This window comes from Limnovirga soli (genome assembly GCF_013106755.1).
Classification (GTDB): Bacteria; Bacteroidota; Bacteroidia; order Chitinophagales; family Chitinophagaceae; genus Limnovirga; species Limnovirga soli.
Window position 1 is genome coordinate 184143 of the sequence record NZ_WHPF01000001.1, and the last position, 24337, is coordinate 208479.

Genomic DNA, 24337 nt, shown 5'->3' on the forward strand with positions numbered 1-24337 from the left:
TACACCCACTCTACTTATTCCAATTTGTAAGCAGCTGGTTGATGGTAGCATATACTTTTTCCAACTCGGCAGGGGTAATGCAGTAAGGCGGCATAATGTACACTGTATTGCCCAGTGGGCGCATATATACGCCCTGTGCCAAATTTAACTGGGTAATTAGGGTGCCTACATTGTTCAGGTATTCATCTTTGCCTTCGGCAATTTCAAAAGCCAGTATGGTGCCAAGTGTGCGTAAATTTCTATAAGGTTTTGTTTGCTGTGCAAAAGCATTTTCCAGCTGTGTAATAAAATGTTTGTTGGCAGCGGCAATCCATTCAATGGCGTTTAATGTTTGGGGCTGCAGCAATAAATCCAAACTGGCCAGGGCGGCAGTACAGGCCAGCGGATTGGCAGTAAAAGAGTGGCCGTGAAAAAACGTTTTTAACTTATCATCCGTTACATAGGCCTCGTAAATACGGTCGGTGCATGCGGTGGCGCCCAATGCCATGGTGCCGCCGGTAAGGCCCTTGCTAAGACAAACAATATCGGGTGTATGTTGCAGGTAATCGCTGGCAAAAAATTTACCTGTACGGCCAAAGCCGGTCATCACTTCATCGGCAATACAAATAATATCCTGTTCCTTTACGGTATGCAATAAGGCATCCATGTAAACAGCCTCATACATTTTCATACCGCCGGCTCCCTGTACCAGGGGCTCGTAAATAAAAGCGGCTATTTCCGGTGCAGCTTGCTGCACTGTGGTTTGTAAGGCTGCAATATTTTCGGCAGTGGGGGTATCAATAAAAACAACTTCGAATAAAAGGTTATGAAAAGCCAGTGTAAATACGCTGCGGTCGCTAACACTCATGGCGCCAAAAGTATCGCCGTGGTAAGCATTTTTAAACGCCAGTATTTTATTGCGTTTTGGCAGCTGCCCAGCGGCATAATCTCCTTCCTTGTTCCACCAGTATTGTATAGCCATTTTAAGGGCTACTTCGGTAGCGGTTGAGCCATTATCGCTGTAAAAAATGCGGCTGCAGTTGCCGGGTACAATATCGAGTAATTTTTCGGCAAGGTCTACAGCGGGGGCATGGGTAAAACCGGCAAATATTACCTGCTCCAGCTGCAAAGCCTGTTCATATATTTTTTGTGCAATATAGGGGTGTGCATGCCCGTGCAAAGTAACCCACCAGCTGCTTATGGCATCAATATAGGTATTGCCCTGTTCATCGTATAAAATAGTGCCATTGGCTTTGGTAATGGCAATGGGGTTAGCCATATCTTTTTGCGGCGTAAAGGGGTGCCACACAAATGCCCGGTCTCTTGCAATCAAATCCATGGCGCAAATGTAGAGCAGATGCAGTGAAATGCATAAAGCCAATTTTTTGGAGGTAGGGCAAAGAACAGATAATCGGCTTTACTTGCGTCGCACTCTTGTACGCCTGAATGCACCGCAGCAATTAGTATTTTAAACCATTAAGCAAAGCGGTAGCCGCGTAAAAACTCCTCAGTTTGCATGCGTTTTTTACCTTCCAGCTGCATTTCCAATACTTGAATAAACCCATCAGTGCAGGCAAATTTTAAAAAGTTTTTACCATCGGTTTGCGGGGTACCGGGTGTTAGGCCATGCGCCACTATTTCTTTTTTGCTGCGGAATATTTTAAGCATTTTGTCATTCAGCAAACAAAAAGCACCGGGGTATGGCGATAAACCCCTGATGAGATTATGTATTTGCGATGCAGGTTGCTCCCATGATATACGACAGGTATCAGTAAATATTTTGGGGGCATGGCGTAGGACGGCTTCGTTTACAATGGATGATTGGTTAAGCTCGGTTACAATACCTGCTGCCAGTTGGGTGAGTGTTTTTACCAGCAATGCGGCACCTGTTTCTTTCATGGTATCGTGCAGTTCTCCTGCAGTGGTATCTGCATCAATGGCAATGGTGTCCTGCAACAGAATATTACCGGTATCTATGGCGTGCTGTAATTTAAAAGTAGTAACTCCGGTAAAGGGTTCCCCATTTATAACAGCCCAGTTAATAGGTGCTGCCCCACGGTATTGGGGCAATAATGAGCCATGCACATTAATGGTGCCCATGGGTGGCATACTCCACACTATTTCGGGCAGCATTCTAAAAGCTACTACTACCTGCACATCGGCTTGTAAGGCTTGCAGGGAAGTGATAAAATCGGGATTCTTTAATTTTTCGGGTTGTAATATGTGAAGGCCTTGTTCTTCGGCATATTTTTTTACGGCACTTTGGGTAAGTTTCATGCCGCGACCGGCGGGTTTATCGGGTGCGGTAATAACGCCTACGATGGTACAACCTGCGTTTACCAATGCCTGTAAGGAGGCCACTGCAAATTCGGGGGTACCCATGAAAACTATTCTTAGATCCTGTAATGACTTCATGCTGCAAAAATAAGCATCGGCAGGTAAGGCTGTTGCGTTTACTGTATTTGATTTGCCATTGCTGACCACTGCCCCGAACGATGAACGTACTGCGACGCAAGCGGCGATGCCATGGGTACCGCTGCCGGTAACAAAATATTGCAATACATTATTAGCGATGATTTATTTAAACAAGCGGTAGCGAAGGGATAATTGCAACTGCCCATTTATATTGGCCGGCTGCTGCGGCGATTTGTTGAACCAGCTATTGATATGCTGCATATAACCCGCCCCCACATCAAAACGGCCGGTATGGTAATACAGATAGATATTGTAAAAGCCGGCAGACCGGGCAAATTGCTGGTAGGCATTGTGGCGGGGAGAAACCGATTGCCTGTCGCGGTGCTCGGATTGTAACTGGTTGTTTACAAAATCTCTTTTTATATCGGTAATATTTCTGGCATATACCAAATCGCTGCCCAGGCCAAATTGAATGGAGATATGTTGGTTAAACCTGTAACCGGCATAGCCATACAAATTAAAAGCAGAGAGGCTATTGGCAATGGTTTGTTTGGTAGATAGTTCTATGCGGCCAGAATCGATACGTACCGTGGAATCTTTATGAATAATGCTATTGCCCAAATTGTATTTAAAATAGGGTTGCATATTGATGCCTGCAAAAAACTGCTTATTAAAATTAACCTGTGCAAACAAACCCGGCACCACATTAAACTGCGGCGATGTACCAATACCCGAATTGAATTGTATGGGCGATAACTGCAAGCCAAACTGAAAGGGCACCAATATATTCTTACCTGGCTGTAAGGTGGCCGACTGTTTTTGGTTACCCTGTTTGGCAAGGGTGGATTGGCGGCTGATACTGTCTTTTACTTTATCATCATCTGCTATAAGCAAGCCCTTACTTAACTGATTCGCATTTTGGTACACCACAGTTTGTACAACAGCAATACTATCCTGCTGCACCTTGTTGATGGCTGTAGGTGGTAGTTGGTTTGTTGTATTGGATGCCAGATTATTTGGAACTTCCTTTTTATCGTTGTTAGCATTGTTGTCAGCCGGTAACTGATCGGGTAATAAACTGGCAAAATCCTGTTGTGTCGACGGCGCTGGTTGGGCAACTTTATTGATGGCTGTTTTATTTTTTGGATTAGCGTTGAATTCTTTGCTGACTGTGTTTTCCGCACCAGCTGTTTTACCTGTTTTATTTTTTACCTGCACCTGTTTAGCTGATGGGTTGTTGTTGCCTGTTGTAGCTGGTGCTTTCGGGTGTTGCTGCTTTACTGTGTTTGCAGTCGACTGCGCTGCCGCTTTGGTATTTGGTTTTGCGCTGGCGGTTGTTGGGGCAAGTGTTTGATCACCACCCACCTGCCGTGTAATGGTGTTATTATCTGCTGCTATTGGGCTATCTGTTGTAACTATAGCATTATTATCCGCTGTTGTGGTTGGTATGGCTGGTTGGCTATTGGGGGTTGTTGCAATGGTTGCGGCCGTATCAGTCATTTTTTCTGTGGCCACAACAGAGGTATTAGTTGTAGCCGGGGAACTGGTATTTTGGTTTGTGTTTGACAACCATATAACAGTAGCCGTAATTACCAGCACCACAACACCACCACCCATCCAGCCGGCAAAACGTTGTAACAACTGGCTGCCACCACCTGTGCCGCCGCCATTACCTGCAGGCATAGCAGTATCCAACAGCTGGCTCATGGCTTCCCAGTCCTGCTGTTCGGGGGGCAACTGTGCTTTTTGCAGTTGTTCCTGAATGTGTTTATATGGCTCCTGTTCCTCTGTCATTTTACCAGGTATCCACTGGCGGTAATTAATTTTTTCAATCTTTGTTTTGCATCGCTTACATACCAACGGCTATTGCCGGATGAGATATGCAGCATGGCCGCAATTTCATCGTGCGAATATCCTTCTACCACAAATAAATTAAAAATTACTGATTGCTTTTCGGGCAGCTTTTGTAAAAATAGCAGCAGGTCTTCTGTAGTAAGCCTTTCTTCGGGTACTGCATCGGCAAATGCTTCGTGTTTTTCTTCCAGCTCGGTATGAAATTGTTCAAACGATGTTAGTTTTAGTTTATCCAAACAGGTATTTACGGCAATGGTTTTTATCCAGGCCATCATAGAACCGCGTGCTGCATCAAACAGGGCTATTTTGGTAAACAGCTTTAAAAAAACATCATTGGTAACTTCACGTGCCGTAGCGGCCGAGGAAAGATAACGCAAACAAATACCCGATACAAAAGCAAAGTACTTTTGATAAAACTCAAACTGAGCCTTTCTATCGTTGGCCTTACAGCCTTGTATTAAGCTATTATCCTGCAAAAAAAGAAAAAAGGTTGGTGTACAAATATTACATACGCTGCCTTTATAACGTTAAAAAGAAAGCTATAGTGTTAGCCATAGCTTTCTTTTGGTACAAAAATAATTTAGCGGGCCGTTAATTTTATAAACCCCGATTTTATTAAGGTATAACTACCATCGCTGCTGCGGGCATAGGCTTTGGCGGTTAACATATAATTACCGGTACGCAATACCCTTAAAGTGGCTTTATTGCCATTAACGGTAATGGTAAAACCAGGCTGCATATAATGGCCTTTTTTATGGTACCCGGCACTATCCAGATTACGGCAATTGGTAGAATCGTTGTGTACAAAACTACTGTCGTACGGGTGGTGTAGCGAATCCTCAAAATGGTTCAGACTATCGCCATCAAAAATATGGATAGAATCCCCATCACCATGCCAGGTACTATCATGCCCGGTGGTATCGTGCCCATGGTGGTCCTCATGATGGCCATAGCTGCTATCTCCATCAAATAACCAGCAAATGCTGTCTTCGGCACTGCCTTCAAAATAAATTACCAGCGAGTCATCCGCGCTAAGGGCGCTGGCACTTACATTCATTAGTGCACTGGTTGCGGTAACCGAAATACTGTTTGCCGGTAAGCTGCTGCTTACACTTGCTTCTTTATTACAGGCAACCATTATATAAGTTGCCGCTGCCAAACCAAAAAGCCATTTTTTCATCGCATAAAAATTTAAGTAAACAATGGTGTTCATAATAGCTTACGGCGGTGCATTGGCAAATGTTAGAAGGTTTTAAAAATATTTTTTTATGAGCCGGGCAGGGGGATTGCATGGCGGCCGTACTTGCGTCGCACTCTTGTACGGTTGGATACTTTGTGGGGCTTTGATGGAAGAAATGAATGTTGTTGAGGACAATAACACCGGTAAAAAACCGAACCCTTTTTTAAAATTAACTGATATTGCGGCTATATTTGAGAACGCAGTAATTGCAACGCAACTGTTCTAACCAATAAAACCAACCAACAAAAATTATGAGCAAAATTATTTTTGACAGCGGCATATCACTTGATGGCTTTTTTGCAGGAGATAACAGAGGCCCAAACAACCCCATGGGTGGTGTATCCGGGCAAATACATGCGTGGATGTTTCAACAAAAAGCTTTTTGGGAACACCTGGGAATGGAAGCAGGCCAGGAAGATGGACCGGATGGAAAGTTTATCAGAGCCACCATTGAACGCACCGGTGCCTACATTATGGGAAAACGCATGTTTGAGGAAGGCGAAGCGAGTTGGCCAAACGACCTGTATAAAGCCGATGTGTATGTATTAACACACGAAGAACGGGAACCCTGGGTACAGGAAGGCACCACTACTTTCTACTTTATCAATGATGGTATAGAAAGCGCTTTAAACAAGGCCAAACAATCCGCAAAAGGTAAGGACATAAGAATACAAGGTGGAGCCAACACCATTCAACAATATTTACAGGCAGGACTGGTAGATGAATTTTTTATACATATTGCGCCGGTTTTTTTAGGTACCGGTATCCGGCTTTTTGAAGGCATTGATAATAATACCTACCACATAGCAATTGAAGAAGTAGTGCCTTCTACTCTAACTACTCATTTAAGATATAGATTAACGAGGAAATAGTAATAAGAACCGCTAATAACGGTTGGGCATAGTTGGAGAAGTGGCTGTTGGTGTGGAAGCCAACAGCCACAGTAAAATGCCTCTAATAATTTTTCAAAATTGAAACTTATTTGTCTTGATTAAATCCTTTACAAACAATGTAGAAGTTTGCCACAGAATAAATTCAGGACACCACAAACAAAAGGTATAATTATTATGAAGTTTTACTTTTATATTTAGTTTATAAAGCCGAAATTTATGAACATTGTCTCCTTGCTTCGGCAGATATTTTTATCTAAATCTTTTAATTAATTAAAGCATTTTAAATCCTGCAAAATGGAGAAATACAGAACCTCCCCCTTCAACATAACATATTATTTAGGCGCAGGGGCAAGCGCTGAAGCTCTACCAGTGGTAAATACACTACCCAAAAATTTCAGACTTCTTTCAAAAAAAATTGAAAAGGATGCAGACTTAGAAAATGACAATAAAAATTACAGGGATAAACAAATTAAATCATTGATAAATTTAGCGGATAAAGCAGAGCAATTTGGCACAATAGACACTTACGCCAAATATCTCCACCTGAAAGACCGTATGAGTCTACTCAACTTAAAGGAGACCCTATCTTTTTACTTCTTATATGAACAATTACTGAATAATTGTTTTGATAAAAGAGCGTTAATTTTCTTAACTACAATATTACAATATGATAAGATTTTCCCTCCCAACATCAAAATAATTACTTGGAACTATGATTTTCAGATACAAATTGCTGCTAAACATTTTGTGAAAGAAGAATTTGAAAACACAAGGACTGGTGCAAAACATTTACCTCCACTCATAGAATACCATCCAAGCCTTGGACACACTAGCACAAGCATAAACGAGCAATGTTCTCTAGTGCATCTAAATGGAATTGCGGGAGCATACAATACCACCGCACAAAATTGGTCAATCAACGACCATATTTTTCGTAAATCTAAGCCTGAAAACTTAAATGATTTATTAACTCATATTCATGAAACTAGATATGCAAACGCATTGATGAAATTTGGATGGGAAGAAAAAGTAGAGGATTCATTAGCGGTAAAACATGCAAAAAAAATCATGGCTGAAACAGACATCCTAGTTGTAATTGGATATACATTTCCCTTTTTTAACAGGGAAATTGATAAAGAAGTTTTCTCAGGCTTTAAGGCAAATTCAAAACACAAAAAGATTTACTATCAAGACAAAACTAAAACAGGAGATTTTCTAAAAAATCAATTTGAATTAAGTGCTGATATACAAATTAAATCAACAAATGATGTTTATAATTATTTCATCCCATTAGAACTCTAAATGCTGATAGCAATAACGATTTTTGAAATTACTATTGTCGTGTTGCATCGTGCCAACAAATCCTATTAATTCATTAACTATTCTCAACAAATATGGAAGAAACGAATAAACTTATACTTATTGGAAATGGTTTTGATTTAGCACATGGCCTAAAAACTAGTTACAAAGACTATTTAGATTGGTATTTGAGTAAAGCATTCCAACAATCAATTTCAAATAATAAATATAATGACTCATTAATTGAAATAGATAACATTTTCATTGGAATGAATATCCATTATACTACATTACCTAAAACGATGGAAGAAGTGCTAAACTTCTTTAAAGGCAACTCCCCACAAAAAATTAAATACAATTCACCTTTTTTTCAGAGCATAATAAATTCACTTAAATCAAAAAATTGGGTTGATATTGAATATTATTATTACAAACAATTAAAGCAATATTTTTTTTCAGAAACTAGCTATAATAATAAAATCAAAATGGTTAGGGAATTAAATAATCAGTTTAATTGCATTATTAATGAACTTTCAGAATATATTAAGTATGTAAATAGTACAATTAAAGATGTATCTCCTCTTGAAATTAAGCAGGGTAGTAAAAATTTATCCATTGCATTTGAGAGGGCTAAAAAAGGCCAAGAAATAAAATTTTTAAATTTTAATTATACAGAAACTCTAGTAGCAAAAAAGTATGCCAAGGAAGATGACATAATTTATATACATGGCAGGGCCGCCGACCTTATAAACAATCCTATTATTTTTGGGTATGGGGATGAAAGCGATCCAGTATATCAAAACATTGAAGACTCCGGGGAAAACATATACTTAGAGCATATAAAATCATTTGGATATTTTCAAACAGAAAATTACCATAAGGTTCTTAACTATATTGATTCTGCTCCTTTCACTGCATTTATAGTTGGGCATTCTTGCGGCTTATCAGACAGAATATTATTGAATGAAATATTCGAGCATCCAAATTGTAAAGCAATAGAAATATTTTTTTACGAAACAAAATCAGGTACAAATAATTTTAGGGATATCACATTTGAAATTTCGAGACATTTTAAACCAAATAATAAAAATATGATGCGAAGAAAAGTAGGCCACAAGAACATAAAAAATATAATCCCCCAAAATCCTAATGTTTAAAAAACTTAGGACTTCAGGCAGTTTGTTACCTCTTTACATTACACAGCCTCATTTAGGAATAGCATTGCAAACGGAAATGCCAAAAAAGGATCTATCTTATTTTACAGAAATACAGATAACTAAACTCCCCAAAAATAACAGCCCCCACCCCATCCCCCGCACAAGAGTGCGACGCAACGGCACCTACATACTTCATAAAAACAGGGAAGGTTACAATAAACAAGGGAACTATTTCTTAAAATTATTGGAGATTGCGACTATATTTAAATTTTAGGCAACGTTACAATTACAACACTGAAACAAAATGATTAGAAAACACACAATACCATTGGAAAGTGGACAAGGTTCATATACAATTTTTAATTCACCAGATTTTGAATTTGTAGACCCGACCCAACATTTTGCAGAAAGTTTTATTGTGACTAATGTTTCAATGATGAGAGATTTAATACTATTAAAAAAACCACCAATTCCTTTAGAATTTATTGAAAATTTTATCCATAAGGAAGCCTTAAAGGATTGGTTCAAAAAATTAAAGGATATTAATGATACAAAAATTCCTGACAATTTGATTGCTTTATTGACTGCAAACACGAAGAAAGACCAAATAAAACTTTTAAAAAATTTATCAATAACACCTGACCAATTAATTGGGTTTATTTTCAAGGCTTGGACTGATTATGGTTTTAGATTTAGCCAATATACATCTGAATATTACCAGAATGGACTTGACAAAAGTAAAATGCCCAAACTTGTTGAAATAAAAGGAGATACGGTTTTTAAAATTGGAGATACGTCATTAACAGATGGTCAATTAAAACAAGCTGTTGATCATAGAAAAGTAATTGTTGCAAAATTTTTTGACAATAAAACTTCTTGGCATTGCTTTTTTCTAACTTTTGATAGTTTAAAAGGAAAAGAAACTTGGAAAAATGGACAACCTCACTATCATTATATATCTGACAAATTTGGAATTGACAGACAAAAAGTTGTTGAGCAACTCAAAGGAAGGAAATATAACCTGGGCAACCTGCCACATATAGACTTGATCGGTTACAATGACAATGAAGAATAAAGGCACCCTACGCTATCAGTTTCTTCCTTTTCCGCAATCACTAATCCAACTAGCTTTTAGCCAAGCAGTAACTCTGCAGCACGTGAAATAATTAATTGTTCATTACTCCCCACCAATAACAGCCCCCACCCCATCCCCCCGCACAAGAGTGCGACGCAACGGCAGCTTAATGCTTCATCTTTAGCCCGGCTCATACATAATTTTCAACAGGTTATGCCCTTACATTTCCCGGCTGCGTAGCAGGGCTTCGGCTTCTTCCACCGTCATTTGTTGCAGGTGGTGCAGGGCATTGGCCAATGGGCGTATGCGTATGCCTTGTAAGGGGTGGTTGGGTTGGTCGTCGGCAGGGGTATCGGGTTGCCAGGCAAACAAATTGTCGGGCCGGCAATTCAATAGCTTGCAAAGTATTTCTATATGGGCCAATAAAATGGTGCTTTTATTACCCTTTAAATACTGGGTGGCCACTTTATCGCTAATACCTGCCTGTATTAATGCTTTTTGGGGGTGCGGAATACCACGTAAGCGGCACAGATTTTTAATATTTAGTACTAACATATTAGGGGGGATTGATGTTGTGGGTGTTTTGAACTAATTACCTTTTAAAAATACGTATAAATAACATATAAAACCGTACAAATGGCGTATAAATACGTACAAATAGCGCATGTATCCATACATATGGCTGATGTACTTGTACGGGTGGCGTATAAATATGTACATATAGCAGGTTAACCATTGTATACGGCATATTTACACATATCATCAGCGTATTTGCAGGTGTAAACAGTAGCCATATTTACCCATATATAAATTAGTAAACAACAGTTTATACACTACAAAAATTTAATATAAAATACCCTCAATTTAATTTTGCATATATAATTATTATTATAATTTACTGCTCTAATCCGTAATTAAACTTTAACCAGCCTCTAAAAATCGTACCCATGAACGCTTCTAAAGAAGACAAACTTGGCATGTTTGTGAAATGTCAGTTGTATCTAAACTCCAATGCCGCCACACTGGCTATTAACCCATTTTTTGCCACTACCGTAACCAGTATTGATGCCAATATTACTGCCATTGTAGATGCAGATAGCACCGCTACCCGCAACCTTACCGGTTTTACCACCAGCAAGGGCAATAGCCGCAGCGATGCCGAAACCAGCATACTTACCATTGGCGCCGCCTGCCGGGGCTATTATACCACCCATGCCGATACGGCCAAAAAAATGCTGGCAACATTTACTAAAACAGATGTACTAAGCAGCCGCGATGCGGACCTGCTGGTAATTGCCGACAGGGTATTGGATATTGCCCTGCCCATTAAAGCCCTGCTGGCCCCCTGGGGCGTAACCGCCGTAATGGTTACCGACCTTAACACCAAGATAAACGCCTTTAGGGATTGGCTGCAAAAGCCCCGTAGCGAGCAAATAAACAGTCAGGTAGCCGGCACAACGGTAGACGCGTTGTTTACCACCACCGATGCCCTGTTGGCCAGCTGCGACGATCAGATGGCGGTATTTGAATATACCAATGCCCCACTATACCTGGGCTGGCAACTAAGCCGCGCCATTGATGACAGCGGCGGCGGCAGCGATAGTGCCGGCTTTGCAGTACAGAACTATACCGTACCGGCCAATGGCTTTATCAACTTTTTTACCGGCACGCTTGACCCTGCTAAAAAATTATACCTGCGGGTAATTGGCGGCAATGGCATAATTGTATGCACGGCCGACTCACCCGCCAGCCCCTGCACACCGGGCAGCGGATTTACGGCTCAGCCCGAAACCACGTATAAGGATACGCTATTGCAAATGTCGTTAGATACCAGCAAGCCCAATATGCAGTTCACCAATAATGGAACGATAAACGTAGTAGTAAGGGCCGGGTTTGAGAGCTAATGATGCAGAAATTTTTTGAGCCGAACAGCAGCAATACTATGAGGCCTGCGTTGCGTCGCACACTTGTACAACAGCAACCAAACGCAGCCAACATACAGCACTAATAGGGCAACTAATATACCTGTAAAACGCAAACCAACCAGGTAGTTATTGCCCACACCATCATCCAATATTTTATTGACTCCCCCCAATTCCATATACCGTGAAAACACGGGTGCAGAATGGGTGTTTTTACTTGTGGTGGGCGGTGGGGGATTGGGGAGATTTGTGTGGGGGGGGATAAACCGTAGTCTAAATTTCTTTATACACACTAAAAATAAGAATCATGAAAACAAAAGGAGTTTTATTTTATTTGCTATTTCTACTGCCGCTTTTCAGTATTGCTCAAAAAGAACCTGACGAAAAAATGACGCTGACCACAAAAGAAGAAAAACTAATTAAATCTCTTCGGGAAAATACTAGCGAACTTGAAAGATCAACAACTTCAACTTATGCGGCTACAGTTATAAATACAAATTTTGTAGTTCCAATTATCCGGTTTAACACAGTTTCAAAAGATGGGGCTGACAATAATCAAAAAGGGAATATTTCATTTTTTAATTCAATTGGAGCAGGAATAAGTATTAATTGGGGCAGATTAGAGCTAACTACCGATGCTGACAAAAAAATCATTAACCGTGAAATGAATAACACTTTTGGATTACAATTGGGTTTATTATTTGCTGCTAATTCCAGTACCGAAAACAATACAAACATCTTTGCGCCAACATTTTCCGTAAGCCTACTAAACTTTCAAGTTGGATGCGGCTATGAACTAGGAACAATTTCAACAAAAGAAAATCGCTTTTTTTACACGTTAGCTTATGGAATACCGGTATCAAAATTAGTTAAAGGAGGATTCTTCGTTTGGAAGAAAACTCCACTTCCACTTAATACAGTTAATGGATTTAATTAGCCTCTATTTTTCCTTTTCCGCAGAGTCTAGTACTAATAGATTTGTACAAGACTCTGCGGTTTGTTTTTGTACTGCTCATTTACAAGGAATAACTAACCAGCCATTTCAATACCCCACAATATCAGCCCCCACCCCATCCCCCCGCCCAAGAGTGTGACGCAACGGCAGCTGCATACTTCATCAAAACGGGGAAGGTTACAATAAGGAAGGGAACTATTTCTTAAAATTATTGGATATTGCTATTATATTTGAGTTAGCCATAATTATATGCCTGATACTTTTAAAGATATACTTCAAAAATTAAGAGCAACAAATTTTATAAAATCCAATAAGGATTTTGATAAACTCCTTACTGATATAATCGAATATGCTGATAATGACGAAGAAACAGCTTATATGCTTGGTGGCTTGTATAAATTAAATAATTTTTCAAATCGTTTGCCAAAAAATATAGATGATGCTATTATTCATTACATCAAAAATAAAAACTTGCTTAATTTTTTTTATAGCAAGGCACATCCTAAGTTTAAGCAATCAAAATACATTATTCCTTTTTTACTGTTTATAGCTTTTGCCTTTGTACTTGGTGGAATAATTCAATTGCTTAATTCAACAGTAACAGTTGGAATTTCATCTCGCTATTTAGTCCCTGCAGTTAGTGAAGGTGGTACAAAAATTATTTTTGGGATTCTTTTATTGATTGGCTGCTTATTGAGATATCGATATACGAAAAGAAAACAGAAATTTTTAGCAAGCTTAATTTCAAAGTAAGCACAACTGCGGCTAACAAAATTATGGTGATGCCAGCAGCATATTAACCGGCTTCGGGGACAGAGAAAATAGTCTTTGGAACTTTGATGAATTTAGGGAAACATCTTTCATTCCTCAATAAACTTTCAATTGGACTTATCTTTCATAGAGTATTACATCCAAACCTTCAACAGCGCCTAACTGTTTATCTGAAGTAACTAAAGGTATACTGAGTGCTTTTGAAGTTGCTGCGATGATACAGTCGGGAAGTTTTAAACTTGTTGCTTTTCTGATATTGATGGTAATATGCTTTATTTCTTCTGAAATACCCTCAATCTTAAGCTCTTTTAAAAAGGAGGTAATTGCTTTGGTTTCTTTTTGGGTTAATTTTTTATAAGAAAGCAGTTCTAGCTCAGAAATGATGGAAAGATAAAGATCCTTGCCATTTAAAAATGCCGCTAAAGTTTCATCTCCGGCCAAAACATATAAAACCGCATTGGTATCTAATAGTAAACTATTGCCATTCATTTCTCAACGCTTTTTGTATTGTTAATGCATCTTCCTTTAGCTTTATTAAGCCGCAATATTTTACTGTGTCAACGCCGGTTTTATTCTTTAGTTTCTTTTCAATTGACTCAATCTCTTTTTTGGAAGCGCCTTTTTTCAAAACCAAAACCATAATTATTTATTTTAAAGTAAAAGTAATAATACTTGACTATATAATTCCAAACGGCTTTTCATACTCTCCCCCTAAGCAACAGCCCCCACCCCATCCCCCCGCACAAGAGTGCGACGCAAGTAAAGCTTCATGAGGTGATCAATGCCGGGCCAATAATTTGTATTGTTTATTTACCAGGTATAGGTAGCTACGGCGCCGCCGGCAAGGGTGGTGGGTACCCAACTACTTTTATAGCGTATATTAAAACTGGCTACTTCGCTACCCGTATTCTGCACCAGCAATACTTTTTTACCGGCGGGGGTTAGAAATGCTACATTATTCAGGTTGCCGCTAATAGTACTTTCTATACGTACCGAGCCGGCCGGTACAAATTTGGAGGCATGGGCAATAATATAATACGCCACATTGCGGGTAACATTGCCATTAATGGTTAATGCCCCTTTGCAGGTAGTACAACCACCGGGTGTATGCGGACCATAAGCCGCATCGTTGGCTAAATTCCATTCCAGGGCATTGCGGCTCCAGTTGCGCATGGAGCCGATTACCACATTCTTAATATGCCAGTTAAGATCGCCACCAAAATCGCCGGAGGAGGCCGTGTACTGCTCAGTGAAATAAATATTTTTATCAGGGTAGCTATTGTGTACGCTGCTTAGGGCGCTAATATCGCCGGCATAGAGGTGAAAGGCGCTGCCATCGGTATAGGCATTGGCAGCAGCATCGGCCAATACGGCCAATGGATAAGCAGCCACATCGCAATTATGGTCATACGCTACAATCTTGGTACTAATACCCGCCTGCTGAAAAGCCGGCCCCAGGTTGTTTTTTATAAAAGCGGCCTGTTGCAAGGCCGTCATGTACAGGCTGGGATTATTATTGGGGTTTAAGGGCTCGTTTTGTGGCGTAACGGCTGTAATGCCAATGCCCTGCGCCTGCATGGCCTGAATATATTTTACAAAATAGCTGGCATAAGCTGCATAATAGGCCGGCAGCAAACTACCACCGGTGGTGCTGCCATTGTCTTTCATCCACACCGGTGCCGACCAAGGTGTGGCAATAATTTTTATAGCTGGGTTAATGGCCAGAATTTCTTTAAGCAAGGGGATTAAATCGGTAGCATCATTCGCCAAACTAAAATGGGCCATGGTTTCATCGGTTTGTCCGGCGGGCATATCGTCGTAAGAAAAAACGGTGGCATTCAAATCAGAAGCGCCAATAGAAATACGCAAATAACTAATGCCAATAGCGGTATTGCCGGTGGTGGCAAACAGCTCCTGCAACAGGGCGGCTTTATCGGCAGCGTTCAGGCTATTTATAACGGCAGCACTGCCACCGGTAAGGGTAAACCCAAACCCATCAATGGTTTGAAAGGTTTTGGTGGAATCTACATCAATAAAAGGAAAATTATTGGCAGTAGTACCAAAATAAATATCGGTATGTTTTTGCAGCAGCGCAGTTTGGTTACCGGTGGTTACCCAAAAACTTAGGGGCAATCCTTTTTTAGCCGTATCGGTATTGCCGTTGTTGCCGGTATTGCCATTGTTAGTAGTGCCGCCATTGCTTTTAGCACAACCCAGCACAGAAAAAAACAATAGAGTAAAAAAGTAACGCATCCTTATTTTCATATGCAATCGTTTATCAGGTTTTGTACAAATGTAAGTGAAAGCCAATAGGTATGTTGCGTGTAAAAAAGCGATCCATTTTTTTGAGCCAAACTATTGTAGTAATGGGAGGCATCCGTTGCGTCGCACTCTTGTACTGCGGATAATTATGGCATCAAAAAAAGCAGGTAAGTTTTAAAAGCCTTATTCTTTTCTAATATAAAACAATTTATTGTCCAGTAACTTTCTGTCGGCGGCGGCATATACCAACAGGTTATAATTTTCGCTGGCTACCACATTGGGTAAAGTGATATAAAAATCCTTCCATTTTTTATCCGCCCCACAGGATACGGTAGATGAATCGACCACCTTTCCGTCTCTTTCAATAACAATATATAGTTCACTAACATCCAGGTTATTATTTCTAAACAAAAGGCCAACCAACCGCAGGTCATTATCCTTTGTGCTAATGCCCTCTTTGTATAGTGCAGCATTTAATTTACTGGTGCCTATATAGGCCAGGTATTCTTTATCCAAATCATCAAATTTGGCTTTACGGGCCTCGCCTTGTGATTCTCTTCTGGCTTTATCGTAACGCCAATCCTGGGCAAATAATACCGTAGAAAAAATACTTAAAAAAAGAAGCAGGCTTACTTGTTTCATGGCAGGCAGTTTAGCTGTTAAAGGAAAAGACAATTTGTTTGTATTGCAATTGTACAATTTTTAAAGGGCTTCATTTATTTTTTTCCTTGCTGATACCCTATTGCCATAATGCGCAACCTTAATAATCTGAGCTGAAACAAGCTATGAAAAATAAATATGATTGAAAATTCTTTCGCTTTTCAACAATCATTAACAGCGGTCAGCTGGTAAAATAGGCTACATTGCTGCATATTTTTACTTTTATTAAAATGTACTGCAATGAATACCACAACACCCGATGCACTTGTAATAAAAATGCTGCTAAACGCATGGCATAACGAGAATAAAAGAATTACCGATTTAATAACCAACCTTACCGATGAGCAATTGGCAGCTGAAACTGCACCCGGCAGAAATACGGGCATGTATTTATTAGGCCATCTTGCTGCGGTAAACGATAATTTATTTAAACTGCTTACCAGCAGCGAAAGATTACACCCCGAGCTGGATGTGGTGTTTTTGCATAGCAAAGACAAATCGGGTAAACCCATGCCTTCTGCTACTGAATTAAAAGCCTATTGGAATGAGATTAACGCTGGGCTTTCTGCCATTTTTAATGCGATGCAGCCAACGGATTGGATGGAGCGACACAATTCCGTATCGGCCGAGGATTTTGCCAAAGAACCACACCGCAATAAACTAAATGTGATTATTAGCAGAACCATTCACCAAAGCTACCACCTGGGGCAAATGAATTATTTAAAAAAATAAGCTGCCCTTTTTGTTGCCGTACAAGTGAGTGACACAAGGGAAGCTTATTCTTTATTCTACAGCCGGGTACAAAAAATTACTAGCCCTGCTAATTTCTGTTAATGGTGATGCGCTTATAGATCATTTCTCCATCTGCAGTAATCCCTGTAACCGTTACTGTATAAGTTGCTGTATTATCTGCCGTGTAAAAATGCACTGTTGCCTTGCCGGCAGTATCTGTAGCCAAATCGCTGTTCCAATAAATGGTGGAACGGGGATCTGGCTGGGTATTATTTTTTTGCTCGCTGCTGGTATAATCGGGCATAAAAAAAGCCGCGTTAAGATGATAGGTTAAAGGCGCAATAATGCGAAAATTAGATTTTGCATTTAATACCCTCGGCGGCCCATGACGGGTATTTATGGATATAACGCCATTGCCGGCCCTGTTGCCAAAAATACCTGCTTCGCCACCACGCAACACTTCTATAAAATCAATGTCAGCGGGGTTCAGATCCAAACTACCGGCGCCCAATGGGCCCTGGGCAATACCATCCACTACCACTAAGGGCCGGGTATCGGCATTAGGGCCCATAGACATGGCACCAAAAATGGTAATGTTTCCATCACTCATTAATGAAACGCCGGGCACCATTAGCAAGGCATTAGTTACGGCATCCTTGCCGCCATACCTAAATTTATCGCTGGTAAGAATTTGAGAAATAGAGTTTATGCGTTTGGAGGCATCGTAATTGAGCTCTGGTTTGGCCACGGCCGTTACGATTACAGGCTTTAACCAACCCCTGCCCTGATAGGCCAACACGGTATCGATATTGCGTTTACGCATTGCAATAAGGGTATTACTATTGGCCGCCATAAATTGTTGCTTTAGATAAACAGGCGTGGCAAATTGAGGATAATTAAATGTATCGAGGGTAATATATTCATCTGTACGTACAAATTTGTATTTGTCCATTACCTGCATGGATAATAATAAGCTATCCATGTTTTGCGGTAAGGGAATTTCAAAACTTCCATTTGGTTTGGTAATATCAAAATCGGTAAAAAAGCTATTGGTGTTTTTTGTTAATACGGTTACCACCAGGTTGGGTTCGGGTTTGCCTTTTTTGGTAGTGATTTTACCTATCAGGCTGAGGATTTTTGTATCATCATCCAAACCTGATGTGGTATTGGCGTTTTTTGTTGCTATAGCATTTTTTTGCAGCGCTGGAATAGCCATCATGAGCAAATCAATATCGGCAGCGGAATAATTGTTGTGGTTGGCTGCCAGCCATTGGGCCAGTTGGGATTGATCTAAAGGCGGCAAATGATGCACACCAATACTATCGGTAAAAACAGTAAGCCGGGCATCCTGCACAGCAATTGCCAGTGAAGTTTGAATGGGTGTCCCGTCCGGTTTGTTGAGGCTGATGGCGAGGTTGACGCTATCTCTTACACCATAGTTCAATTTATCGGCTTGGATATTTAATTGATAATTGTTTTTATTGATGAAGATTTTTCTTTCGGCAAGCAGTTCCTGCTGCTCATTAAATAATAGGAAAGAAGCAATACCGCCAGGGAAATTATCTAATGAAATGGTGGTACCGTAAGTACCAGCGCCTATGGCCGCATAACAAAGGCTATCGCCATGTACCCCTAACACAGTGGCTTTTGCATTTTCGGGCAACCCCTCTTCAAGTGTAATAAACAACTTGATACTATTAGCGGTTTGGTTGGCAACAGAGAGTTGCGCAGCGGCTTTTTCTGCAGGCGGCAATGCATATGGGATGGCTTTACCATTTACAGAAAAAATTGCTGTGTATTTTTCATTGGCTTCGTTTAAAAAATTAATACGGGCCAGCCCAAGCTGATTGGTGGTAAAGTTGGCAATTGCTACATTATTGCTGTTTACCAGTGACCCGGCAACTATTAACGGGCTGTTATTTTCATCAGTAATTTGTAATACACCTGTTGAAATAATGCCGGGAAGCGCTGTTAGTCTTTCAGGAAAAAAATGAATAATGGGCGGCTGCGATGCTGATTTATTCACCTTACTGATAAATTGTTTGTTATACACAGCTTCGTCGTGCAGTCGGGTGTTTAGAATGTATACTGGTTGTATGGTAATATTGCCGGTATCTGTGGCCAGTATCGCGGCGGTATAGGATCTCATCCAGTAAAATCCGGTGATGATATCTTCAGGAAGGTTGATAGCGCCATTGGTGGTAGCCTGCCGGTTATCTAATACCAGTTTTGCGATAGCACTGTCTTTATCATCTACAAGATCTACAAACAGATTTTTATTTTGCTGGCTTATTTTTTGGGTGAGTGTGTTTACGGTTTTTGCGGTAAACCAAATTTTTTCACCGGCTATATATACCTTACGATCGGTTTGCAATACCACTTTTTCTGTATTTGTATTTTCTACAAGGGCATTATAAGAGCGGTTAATGTTATCGAGCTTTGGAGCAGGTTGTTGTGCATGTGCATTGGCGCACATACAATAGCCGGCTACCAATAATATTACTGCAAAAAATTTCATATAACAATGCTGGTTTGAGAAATGTGTAGAGGCGTTTTAAATGTACAACTATCGGCCGAAAGCAAACTTATTTTCTATTGAATTCAGTACATATTGAATTAGGCTGCAAAAAAATTGATTGCCTTAGCTGCGTAAAGTGGCAGACGTAGAAGTGAGTGACACAAGTAAAGCCTGGTAGCATTACCGTGCCGGTAACATACCAATGCATTAATTTACGCAATAACAACAACGTACCCTTTTGTTCGTGATAACGGCCGCTAATATCGGAATAGACAACCATGTAAATATAGGTACCATTGGGTTGCATGGTACCATTGTTGGTGCCATTCCAACCTGTTGTGGGGGTCTTTGGCATAAAATATTTTTTGGCCAAAGCGGTTAAAAATTGCCATACTTATAAATGCTGGTTGTGCAAATTAAGTAAGCGAAACACATCGTTTAGTTCATCGTAATCGGGCGTGAAAGCACTGGGGATATAAATGGGAAATGAACAATCTACATACACCACCACAGCATCTGCCGCACTATTACAGGCGGTAGAAACCTGCACTTTTTAAATACCATTATGTACCCGGCTATTTAACCTATTGCAGCTTTACTTGCGTCGCACACTTGTACGTTCTGATTGTGTATGCGGCTTTTAAAATAGTGTATATAAAGCCACAAAAGCCTTTAAGCCGTTTGTATAATTAAAGGCTGCGCTTAGATTACATAACTATAACTTTATCATTAAATGAGCTGGCCATATAAAATAAGTATATTTCTCACTTTTCTGTTGCTGGCCCAAATACCAGCCATACATGCTATTGGGCAATGTACAGTTCAAAACGGGCCGCCACCATCCAATCAACTATTTAATACTGCTTCCAATGGTATTGGCGGCAAGCTGGCCGGTGCATTGGCAGACCGTAACTGGCAGGTTGCCGAAGACAATATAAACGGCCCTTACTTACCAGCCATTGTAATGTCTACCTTACCACCCGATTATTATGTAAGTACCTGGACGGATTGTTCCTGGATTTCCATAAACCAATCGGGTGCACATGGTGGCGATCATAATTATTTTTACAAAATGAATTTTGACCTGCCCTGTTTTACACCCTGTAATAAAAGCTATAACGATGAAGGCAGCTTTTGCCTTAGTCTGGATATTTTATGCGACAACTCAGTTTATGAAATTTATGTAAACGGCATACCACAAAGCAGGGCATTGGGCGGTTTATTTCCTGTGAATGACCCATACCATGCAGTAGGAGAAAAGTTAGAAGGCATGGTATCTGTTTCTTTATGCCACAACTGGAAGGCAGGCAATAATTCCATTGTAATAGAAGTAGCTTCCAGCGGGCCACAAACGGGTGTGCTAATACAGGCATCTACCGTATTTCCCCAAAACATTGCTACCTATATTGCCGATACCATTTGTGAAGGCTCTACCTACCTGTTGGGCAATAGCAATATTAGCAAGCCGGGTTATAGTTTTGAAACCATCCATACTTCATCCGGCTGCGATTCTACCATAGCGCTTAACCTATTTATTAAAGCAAGGGCTACAACCACCATCAATCAATCTATATGCGAAGGAGGCAGTTATTTGGGTTATAACACAGCCGGCACCTATACAGATACTTTCACAACCATCAATGGTTGCGATAGTATACGTACCCTGCATTTAATCACCGAATCCTTACCCAAGCCTGTACTCAATGGCAATGAAGGATTTTGCGAGGGAGATTCTTTGGTATTATCACCCGGTGATTTTCTTAGTTATTTATGGCAGGATGGTTCTACCCAACATCATTTTACGGTTAAGAAAAGCGGCATTTATTCGGTTACCGTTTCTAATGCATGTGGCATTAGCAGTATTTCAGCAGAGGTGTTGGCCAAGGATTGCCAGATTAATTTTCCAACGGCATTTACGCCCAATGGGGATGGCAGGAATGATTATTTTAAAGTATTAACCAGTTACAGCTTTGAAGCATACCACTTTAAAGTGTATAACCGTTGGGGGCAACAAGTATTTGAAACCAATACCCCATCAGTTGGCTGGGATGGCACTATTAATGGCAAACTGCAACCGGCTGCCAGTAGTTATATATGGTACTGCAGCTACAAAAAAGCAGGTCAAACACATCAACTAAAAGGAACAATAATACTGATACGCTAACTGTAACGCCTACAACATATCCATCGGGTTATCGCAAATGCGGTAACCTTCATCAAAACTGTTCATCAACAAAACATCGTCGGGGGAGAGTTGAAAATCGAGTATATCAAAATTTTCCTGCAGTCGTATTTTTTTGGATGACTTTGGTATAGTAGAAATGCCCTGTTCTATATTCCATCTCAACACAACTTGAGCAGGTGTTTTTCCATATTTGCTGCATAGCTGTAATAGCCTTGGATCGTTTAATTTTTTGCCTCTTGTAATGGGTGAATAAGATTGCAGTTGAATGTTTTTCTCTTTGCAATAATTCACCAGTTGCTGTTGATACAGCCAGGGAGTAAATTCTATCTGGTTTAGTACGGGTGCTGTTGAAGCATAGCCATATAATTCATCCAGAAATGGCACTAAATAATTGGCCACACCAATGGCTTTTACCCTTTTATCTGCATATAATTGCTCGAGTGCTTTCCATGTATCTTTTCTTTTACCTTTTATGGGCCAGTGTACCAGGTAAAGATCTACATAATCCATTTGCAGCTTTTTAAGGCTAACTTCAAATGCTTTTAGGGTAGCATCATAACCCTGATCCGGATTACCCACTTTTGTGGTTACAAAAATATCGCTGCGTCGCAGGGCGCTTGCTTTTACGGCATTGCCTATTTCTGTTTCGTTATTGTACAGGGAGGCGGTATCAATTAACCGGTAGCCAATTTCCAAAGCATCTGTTACGGCTTGTTCTGCTTCCGCATTATACATGTCGTACACACCAAGTCCCAATAAGGGCATTTGAATACCATTACTAAGTGTGCTGTAAGGTTGCTGCCTGCTGTTCATTTTTTGCTGCTTTATTTGATGTAGTACAAGTGAGTGACACAAGGGAAGTTGCATAGCATTGCTATAGCCCGCCTCCTAAAAAATTTATGGCTGCTCTACCAACGACTCAGCTATATGATAAGCTGCTATTTCGCTAATAAGTGGTGTTGCTTTGGCCCCGTTAATAATCAGCGTAAAACCGTCTACCGTTTGCGACGGGAAGGTAAGTATACGCTTATGCCCAATAGTGGTGCCCGTTACAGTAGCAATGGTTTTACCGCCGCTTTGTAAGTTGATGGTAAATGACTGAACACGCTGACCCATTTGTATTGGCTCCTGCAATATAATACAGTTTAGTGTTGTGTTTGCAGCAAAAGTAATTTGGGCACCATTGCCAGAATTTACAGGCAGTTGAATATAGGTATTGGCCTTACCATCGCTGATAAGCGCATTGTGATAGGCTTTGTTATTACTGGTAAACGCAAATGAAGCATGTGCCAGCAAATCGGTAGCAAAATTGGTATTTAACAAAGCCCGAAAACCAACCAATGCGGCTGAGTCGTTTTCATTTAGCAACCCACGCCTGTCGGGCGGCACATTTAATAAAAGGTTTGAACCACGCCCTACCGATTTTAGATACAGATTAAACAAAGCTGCAGGTGATTTTACCTGATTATCTTCTGTAGCATGGTAAAACCAGCCCGGGCGGATACTTACATCACACTCGGCAGGTATCCATACTTTACCATTTTGGTTACCCTGGTTAAGGGTATCGGTAGATGGGCCACCGGCACCACGGCTAAAACCGGCGGTATCCAGCAGGTTCCAGTTGGTTTTGCCAGCAAAGCCACTTTCGTTACCTACCCAACGTATGTGCGGGCCAATATCGCTAAACACAGGGGTGTTGGGTGCAATACTGCGCAAGGTGGCTTCGAAACGCTGCCAGTTATACACCTGCTTTTTACCATTGGGGCCTTCGCCGTTAGCGCCATCCCACCAAAATTCGAACAGCGGGCCATATCTGCTTACTACTTCCTTCATCATATTAATGAATACCTCATTGTATTCATCGGTGCCATATTTGGGGTGGTTACGGTCCCAGGGGGAGAGATAGATTCCCAAAGACAATCCTGATTTTTTACAGGCCGTTGCCAGCTCCTGCAATACATCGCCTTTGCCATTCTTCCACTTGCTTTGGGCTACTGTATGGGTGGAGTATTTGCTGGGCCATAAACAAAAGCCATCGTGGTGTTTGGCAGTAATAATGATGCCTTTGGCGCCGGCGGCTTTGGCTATGCGGCACCATTGCATACAATCCAGTTGGGTGGGATTAAAGACTTCTTCATGTTCGGTACCCTTACCCCATTCCAGATCGGTAAATGTATTGGGGCCAAAATGCGTAAAAATATAAAACTCTTTATCTGCCCAGGCCTGTTGCATAGGGCTGGGAACAGGCCCAAAGGGTTTAACCTGCTGGGCATTCAAAAAAAAGGTAAATGTTATACCAGTAATAATCAATGCTATGGCTTTCATAGCACTAAAAATACAGCATTAAGAATTAGGTTTTTAGAAATACGATTTTAGTTTTTAAAAAAATACGTACCATTGGGTATTGCGTTGCTGTACTG

24 protein-coding genes are annotated in these 24337 nt (G+C 40.6%); 10 read left to right on the forward strand and 14 right to left on the reverse strand.

What is annotated here, in order from left to right:
• Positions 1–10 precede the first annotated feature (10 nt).
• The 5 genes from bioA to GD597_RS00715 form a co-directional block, all read right to left on the reverse strand.
• The gene (gene bioA / locus GD597_RS00695; protein ID WP_171605867.1) at positions 11–1318 is read right to left on the reverse strand and encodes an adenosylmethionine--8-amino-7-oxononanoate transaminase; all 1308 of its coding nucleotides are present in this window, start codon (positions 1316–1318) and stop codon (positions 11–13) included.
• A 137-nt stretch (positions 1319–1455) separates the two neighbouring features.
• Positions 1456–2394: a methionyl-tRNA formyltransferase gene (fmt, locus tag GD597_RS00700; protein ID WP_235954137.1), complete on the reverse strand. Its 939-nt coding sequence runs from the start codon at positions 2392–2394 to the stop codon at positions 1456–1458.
• A 162-nt stretch (positions 2395–2556) separates the two neighbouring features.
• Complete coding sequence (locus GD597_RS00705) at positions 2557–4188, reverse strand: hypothetical protein (RefSeq protein WP_171605868.1); 1632 nt, start codon at positions 4186–4188, stop codon at positions 2557–2559.
• Positions 4185–4724 carry an RNA polymerase sigma factor gene (locus tag GD597_RS00710; protein WP_171605869.1) on the reverse strand — a complete coding sequence of 180 codons (540 nt, stop codon included), beginning with the start codon at positions 4722–4724 and terminating at the stop codon, positions 4185–4187. Before GD597_RS00710 ends, GD597_RS00705 begins: the two co-directional genes overlap by 4 nt.
• 104 nt (positions 4725–4828) lie before the next feature.
• On the reverse strand, positions 4829–5428 hold the full coding sequence (locus tag GD597_RS00715) for a hypothetical protein (protein WP_171605871.1): 600 nt from the start codon (positions 5426–5428) through the stop codon (positions 4829–4831).
• A gap of 88 nt (positions 5429–5516) precedes the next feature.
• On the opposite strand from GD597_RS00715, the gene GD597_RS00720 reads away from it, so the two are divergent.
• The 5 genes from GD597_RS00720 to GD597_RS00740 all read left to right on the forward strand — a co-directional run bounded on the left by GD597_RS00720 (position 5517) and on the right by GD597_RS00740 (position 9912).
• Positions 5517–5714 carry a hypothetical protein gene (locus tag GD597_RS00720; protein ID WP_171605872.1) on the forward strand — a complete coding sequence of 66 codons (198 nt, stop codon included), beginning with the start codon at positions 5517–5519 and terminating at the stop codon, positions 5712–5714.
• 25 nt (positions 5715–5739) lie between these two features.
• Positions 5740–6360, forward strand: coding sequence for a dihydrofolate reductase family protein (locus GD597_RS00725; RefSeq protein ID WP_171605873.1), 621 nt, complete (start codon positions 5740–5742; stop codon positions 6358–6360).
• Positions 6361–6675: 315 nt separating this feature from the next.
• Complete coding sequence (locus GD597_RS00730; protein WP_171605874.1) at positions 6676–7683, forward strand: hypothetical protein; 1008 nt, start codon at positions 6676–6678, stop codon at positions 7681–7683.
• Between the two features lie 92 nt (positions 7684–7775).
• Positions 7776–8837: an AbiH family protein gene (locus tag GD597_RS00735; RefSeq protein WP_171605875.1), complete on the forward strand. Its 1062-nt coding sequence runs from the start codon at positions 7776–7778 to the stop codon at positions 8835–8837.
• Between the two features lie 304 nt (positions 8838–9141).
• The gene (locus GD597_RS00740; RefSeq protein WP_171605876.1) at positions 9142–9912 is read left to right on the forward strand and encodes a hypothetical protein; all 771 of its coding nucleotides are present in this window, start codon (positions 9142–9144) and stop codon (positions 9910–9912) included.
• A gap of 219 nt (positions 9913–10131) precedes the next feature.
• On the opposite strand, the gene GD597_RS00745 is transcribed toward GD597_RS00740, so the two are convergent.
• Positions 10132–10467 (reverse strand): helix-turn-helix domain-containing protein, encoded by a 336-nt coding sequence (locus GD597_RS00745; RefSeq protein WP_171605877.1) that lies wholly within the window; start codon positions 10465–10467, stop codon positions 10132–10134.
• Positions 10468–10859: 392 nt separating this feature from the next.
• Between GD597_RS00745 and GD597_RS00750 the strand changes: the two genes are divergently transcribed.
• The 3 genes from GD597_RS00750 (at position 10860) to GD597_RS00760 (ending at position 13542) form a co-directional block, all read left to right on the forward strand.
• A complete protein-coding gene (locus tag GD597_RS00750; RefSeq protein ID WP_171605878.1) occupies positions 10860–11816 on the forward strand; it encodes a hypothetical protein in 957 nt (318 codons plus the stop codon).
• A gap of 325 nt (positions 11817–12141) precedes the next feature.
• Positions 12142–12771, forward strand: coding sequence for a hypothetical protein (locus tag GD597_RS00755; protein ID WP_171605879.1), 630 nt, complete (start codon positions 12142–12144; stop codon positions 12769–12771).
• Positions 12772–13038: 267 nt separating this feature from the next.
• Positions 13039–13542, forward strand: coding sequence for a hypothetical protein (locus GD597_RS00760; protein ID WP_171605880.1), 504 nt, complete (start codon positions 13039–13041; stop codon positions 13540–13542).
• A gap of 135 nt (positions 13543–13677) precedes the next feature.
• On the opposite strand, the gene GD597_RS00765 is transcribed toward GD597_RS00760, so the two are convergent.
• From GD597_RS00765 to GD597_RS00780, 4 genes are all read right to left on the reverse strand, one after another.
• Positions 13678–14049 (reverse strand): type II toxin-antitoxin system VapC family toxin, encoded by a 372-nt coding sequence (locus tag GD597_RS00765; protein ID WP_171605881.1) that lies wholly within the window; start codon positions 14047–14049, stop codon positions 13678–13680.
• On the reverse strand, positions 14036–14200 hold the full coding sequence (locus GD597_RS00770) for a hypothetical protein (protein WP_171605882.1): 165 nt from the start codon (positions 14198–14200) through the stop codon (positions 14036–14038). The genes GD597_RS00765 and GD597_RS00770 overlap by 14 nt, the downstream gene beginning before the upstream one ends.
• 170 nt (positions 14201–14370) lie before the next feature.
• Positions 14371–15825 carry a glycoside hydrolase family 30 protein gene (locus tag GD597_RS00775; RefSeq protein WP_235954139.1) on the reverse strand — a complete coding sequence of 485 codons (1455 nt, stop codon included), beginning with the start codon at positions 15823–15825 and terminating at the stop codon, positions 14371–14373.
• A gap of 180 nt (positions 15826–16005) precedes the next feature.
• Positions 16006–16464: a hypothetical protein gene (locus GD597_RS00780; RefSeq protein ID WP_171605883.1), complete on the reverse strand. Its 459-nt coding sequence runs from the start codon at positions 16462–16464 to the stop codon at positions 16006–16008.
• A gap of 258 nt (positions 16465–16722) precedes the next feature.
• Here GD597_RS00780 and GD597_RS00785 point away from each other — a divergent pair, with 258 nt between their 5' ends.
• A complete protein-coding gene (locus tag GD597_RS00785) occupies positions 16723–17214 on the forward strand; it encodes a DinB family protein (RefSeq protein ID WP_171605885.1) in 492 nt (163 codons plus the stop codon).
• Between the two features lie 88 nt (positions 17215–17302).
• Here the strand turns inward: GD597_RS00785 and GD597_RS00790 are convergent, their stop codons facing one another.
• Together GD597_RS00790 and GD597_RS00795 are read right to left on the reverse strand one after the other, a co-directional pair.
• Positions 17303–19732 (reverse strand): TonB-dependent receptor, encoded by a 2430-nt coding sequence (locus tag GD597_RS00790; RefSeq protein WP_171605886.1) that lies wholly within the window; start codon positions 19730–19732, stop codon positions 17303–17305.
• A 394-nt stretch (positions 19733–20126) separates the two neighbouring features.
• On the reverse strand, positions 20127–20282 hold the full coding sequence (locus GD597_RS00795; RefSeq protein WP_171605888.1) for a hypothetical protein: 156 nt from the start codon (positions 20280–20282) through the stop codon (positions 20127–20129).
• 183 nt (positions 20283–20465) lie between these two features.
• Between GD597_RS00795 and GD597_RS00800 the strand changes: the two genes are divergently transcribed.
• Positions 20466–21896, forward strand: coding sequence for a gliding motility-associated C-terminal domain-containing protein (locus tag GD597_RS00800; RefSeq protein ID WP_171605889.1), 1431 nt, complete (start codon positions 20466–20468; stop codon positions 21894–21896).
• A gap of 9 nt (positions 21897–21905) precedes the next feature.
• On the opposite strand, the gene GD597_RS00805 is transcribed toward GD597_RS00800, so the two are convergent.
• Both GD597_RS00805 and GD597_RS00810 read right to left on the reverse strand, forming a co-directional pair.
• Positions 21906–22730: an aldo/keto reductase gene (locus GD597_RS00805; RefSeq protein WP_171605890.1), complete on the reverse strand. Its 825-nt coding sequence runs from the start codon at positions 22728–22730 to the stop codon at positions 21906–21908.
• 84 nt (positions 22731–22814) lie between these two features.
• Positions 22815–24242: an alpha-L-fucosidase gene (locus GD597_RS00810; protein WP_171605891.1), complete on the reverse strand. Its 1428-nt coding sequence runs from the start codon at positions 24240–24242 to the stop codon at positions 22815–22817.
• Between the last annotated feature and the right edge of the window lie 95 nt (positions 24243–24337).

Coding starts and splice junctions, on each gene's coding strand:
- GD597_RS00770 (WP_171605882.1), bottom strand. CDS start 14,200: ATGGTTTTGGTTTTGAAAAAAGGCGCTTCCAAAAAAGAGATTGAGTCA.
- GD597_RS00775 (WP_235954139.1), bottom strand. CDS start 15,825: ATGAAAATAAGGATGCGTTACTTTTTTACTCTATTGTTTTTTTCTGTG.
- GD597_RS00715 (WP_171605871.1), bottom strand. CDS start 5,428: ATGAAAAAATGGCTTTTTGGTTTGGCAGCGGCAACTTATATAATGGTT.
- GD597_RS00705 (WP_171605868.1), bottom strand. CDS start 4,188: ATGACAGAGGAACAGGAGCCATATAAACACATTCAGGAACAACTGCAA.
- fmt (WP_235954137.1), bottom strand. CDS start 2,394: ATGAAGTCATTACAGGATCTAAGAATAGTTTTCATGGGTACCCCCGAA.
- GD597_RS00805 (WP_171605890.1), bottom strand. CDS start 22,730: ATGAACAGCAGGCAGCAACCTTACAGCACACTTAGTAATGGTATTCAA.
- GD597_RS00755 (WP_171605879.1), top strand. CDS start 12,142: ATGAAAACAAAAGGAGTTTTATTTTATTTGCTATTTCTACTGCCGCTT.
- GD597_RS00750 (WP_171605878.1), top strand. CDS start 10,860: ATGAACGCTTCTAAAGAAGACAAACTTGGCATGTTTGTGAAATGTCAG.
- bioA (WP_171605867.1), bottom strand. CDS start 1,318: ATGGATTTGATTGCAAGAGACCGGGCATTTGTGTGGCACCCCTTTACG.
- GD597_RS00760 (WP_171605880.1), top strand. CDS start 13,039: ATGCCTGATACTTTTAAAGATATACTTCAAAAATTAAGAGCAACAAAT.
- GD597_RS00785 (WP_171605885.1), top strand. CDS start 16,723: ATGAATACCACAACACCCGATGCACTTGTAATAAAAATGCTGCTAAAC.
- GD597_RS00745 (WP_171605877.1), bottom strand. CDS start 10,467: ATGTTAGTACTAAATATTAAAAATCTGTGCCGCTTACGTGGTATTCCG.
- GD597_RS00790 (WP_171605886.1), bottom strand. CDS start 19,732: ATGAAATTTTTTGCAGTAATATTATTGGTAGCCGGCTATTGTATGTGC.
- GD597_RS00810 (WP_171605891.1), bottom strand. CDS start 24,242: ATGAAAGCCATAGCATTGATTATTACTGGTATAACATTTACCTTTTTT.
- GD597_RS00735 (WP_171605875.1), top strand. CDS start 7,776: ATGGAAGAAACGAATAAACTTATACTTATTGGAAATGGTTTTGATTTA.
- GD597_RS00740 (WP_171605876.1), top strand. CDS start 9,142: ATGATTAGAAAACACACAATACCATTGGAAAGTGGACAAGGTTCATAT.
- GD597_RS00765 (WP_171605881.1), bottom strand. CDS start 14,049: ATGAATGGCAATAGTTTACTATTAGATACCAATGCGGTTTTATATGTT.
- GD597_RS00725 (WP_171605873.1), top strand. CDS start 5,740: ATGAGCAAAATTATTTTTGACAGCGGCATATCACTTGATGGCTTTTTT.
- GD597_RS00730 (WP_171605874.1), top strand. CDS start 6,676: ATGGAGAAATACAGAACCTCCCCCTTCAACATAACATATTATTTAGGC.
- GD597_RS00720 (WP_171605872.1), top strand. CDS start 5,517: ATGAGCCGGGCAGGGGGATTGCATGGCGGCCGTACTTGCGTCGCACTC.
- GD597_RS00800 (WP_171605889.1), top strand. CDS start 20,466: ATGAGCTGGCCATATAAAATAAGTATATTTCTCACTTTTCTGTTGCTG.
- GD597_RS00780 (WP_171605883.1), bottom strand. CDS start 16,464: ATGAAACAAGTAAGCCTGCTTCTTTTTTTAAGTATTTTTTCTACGGTA.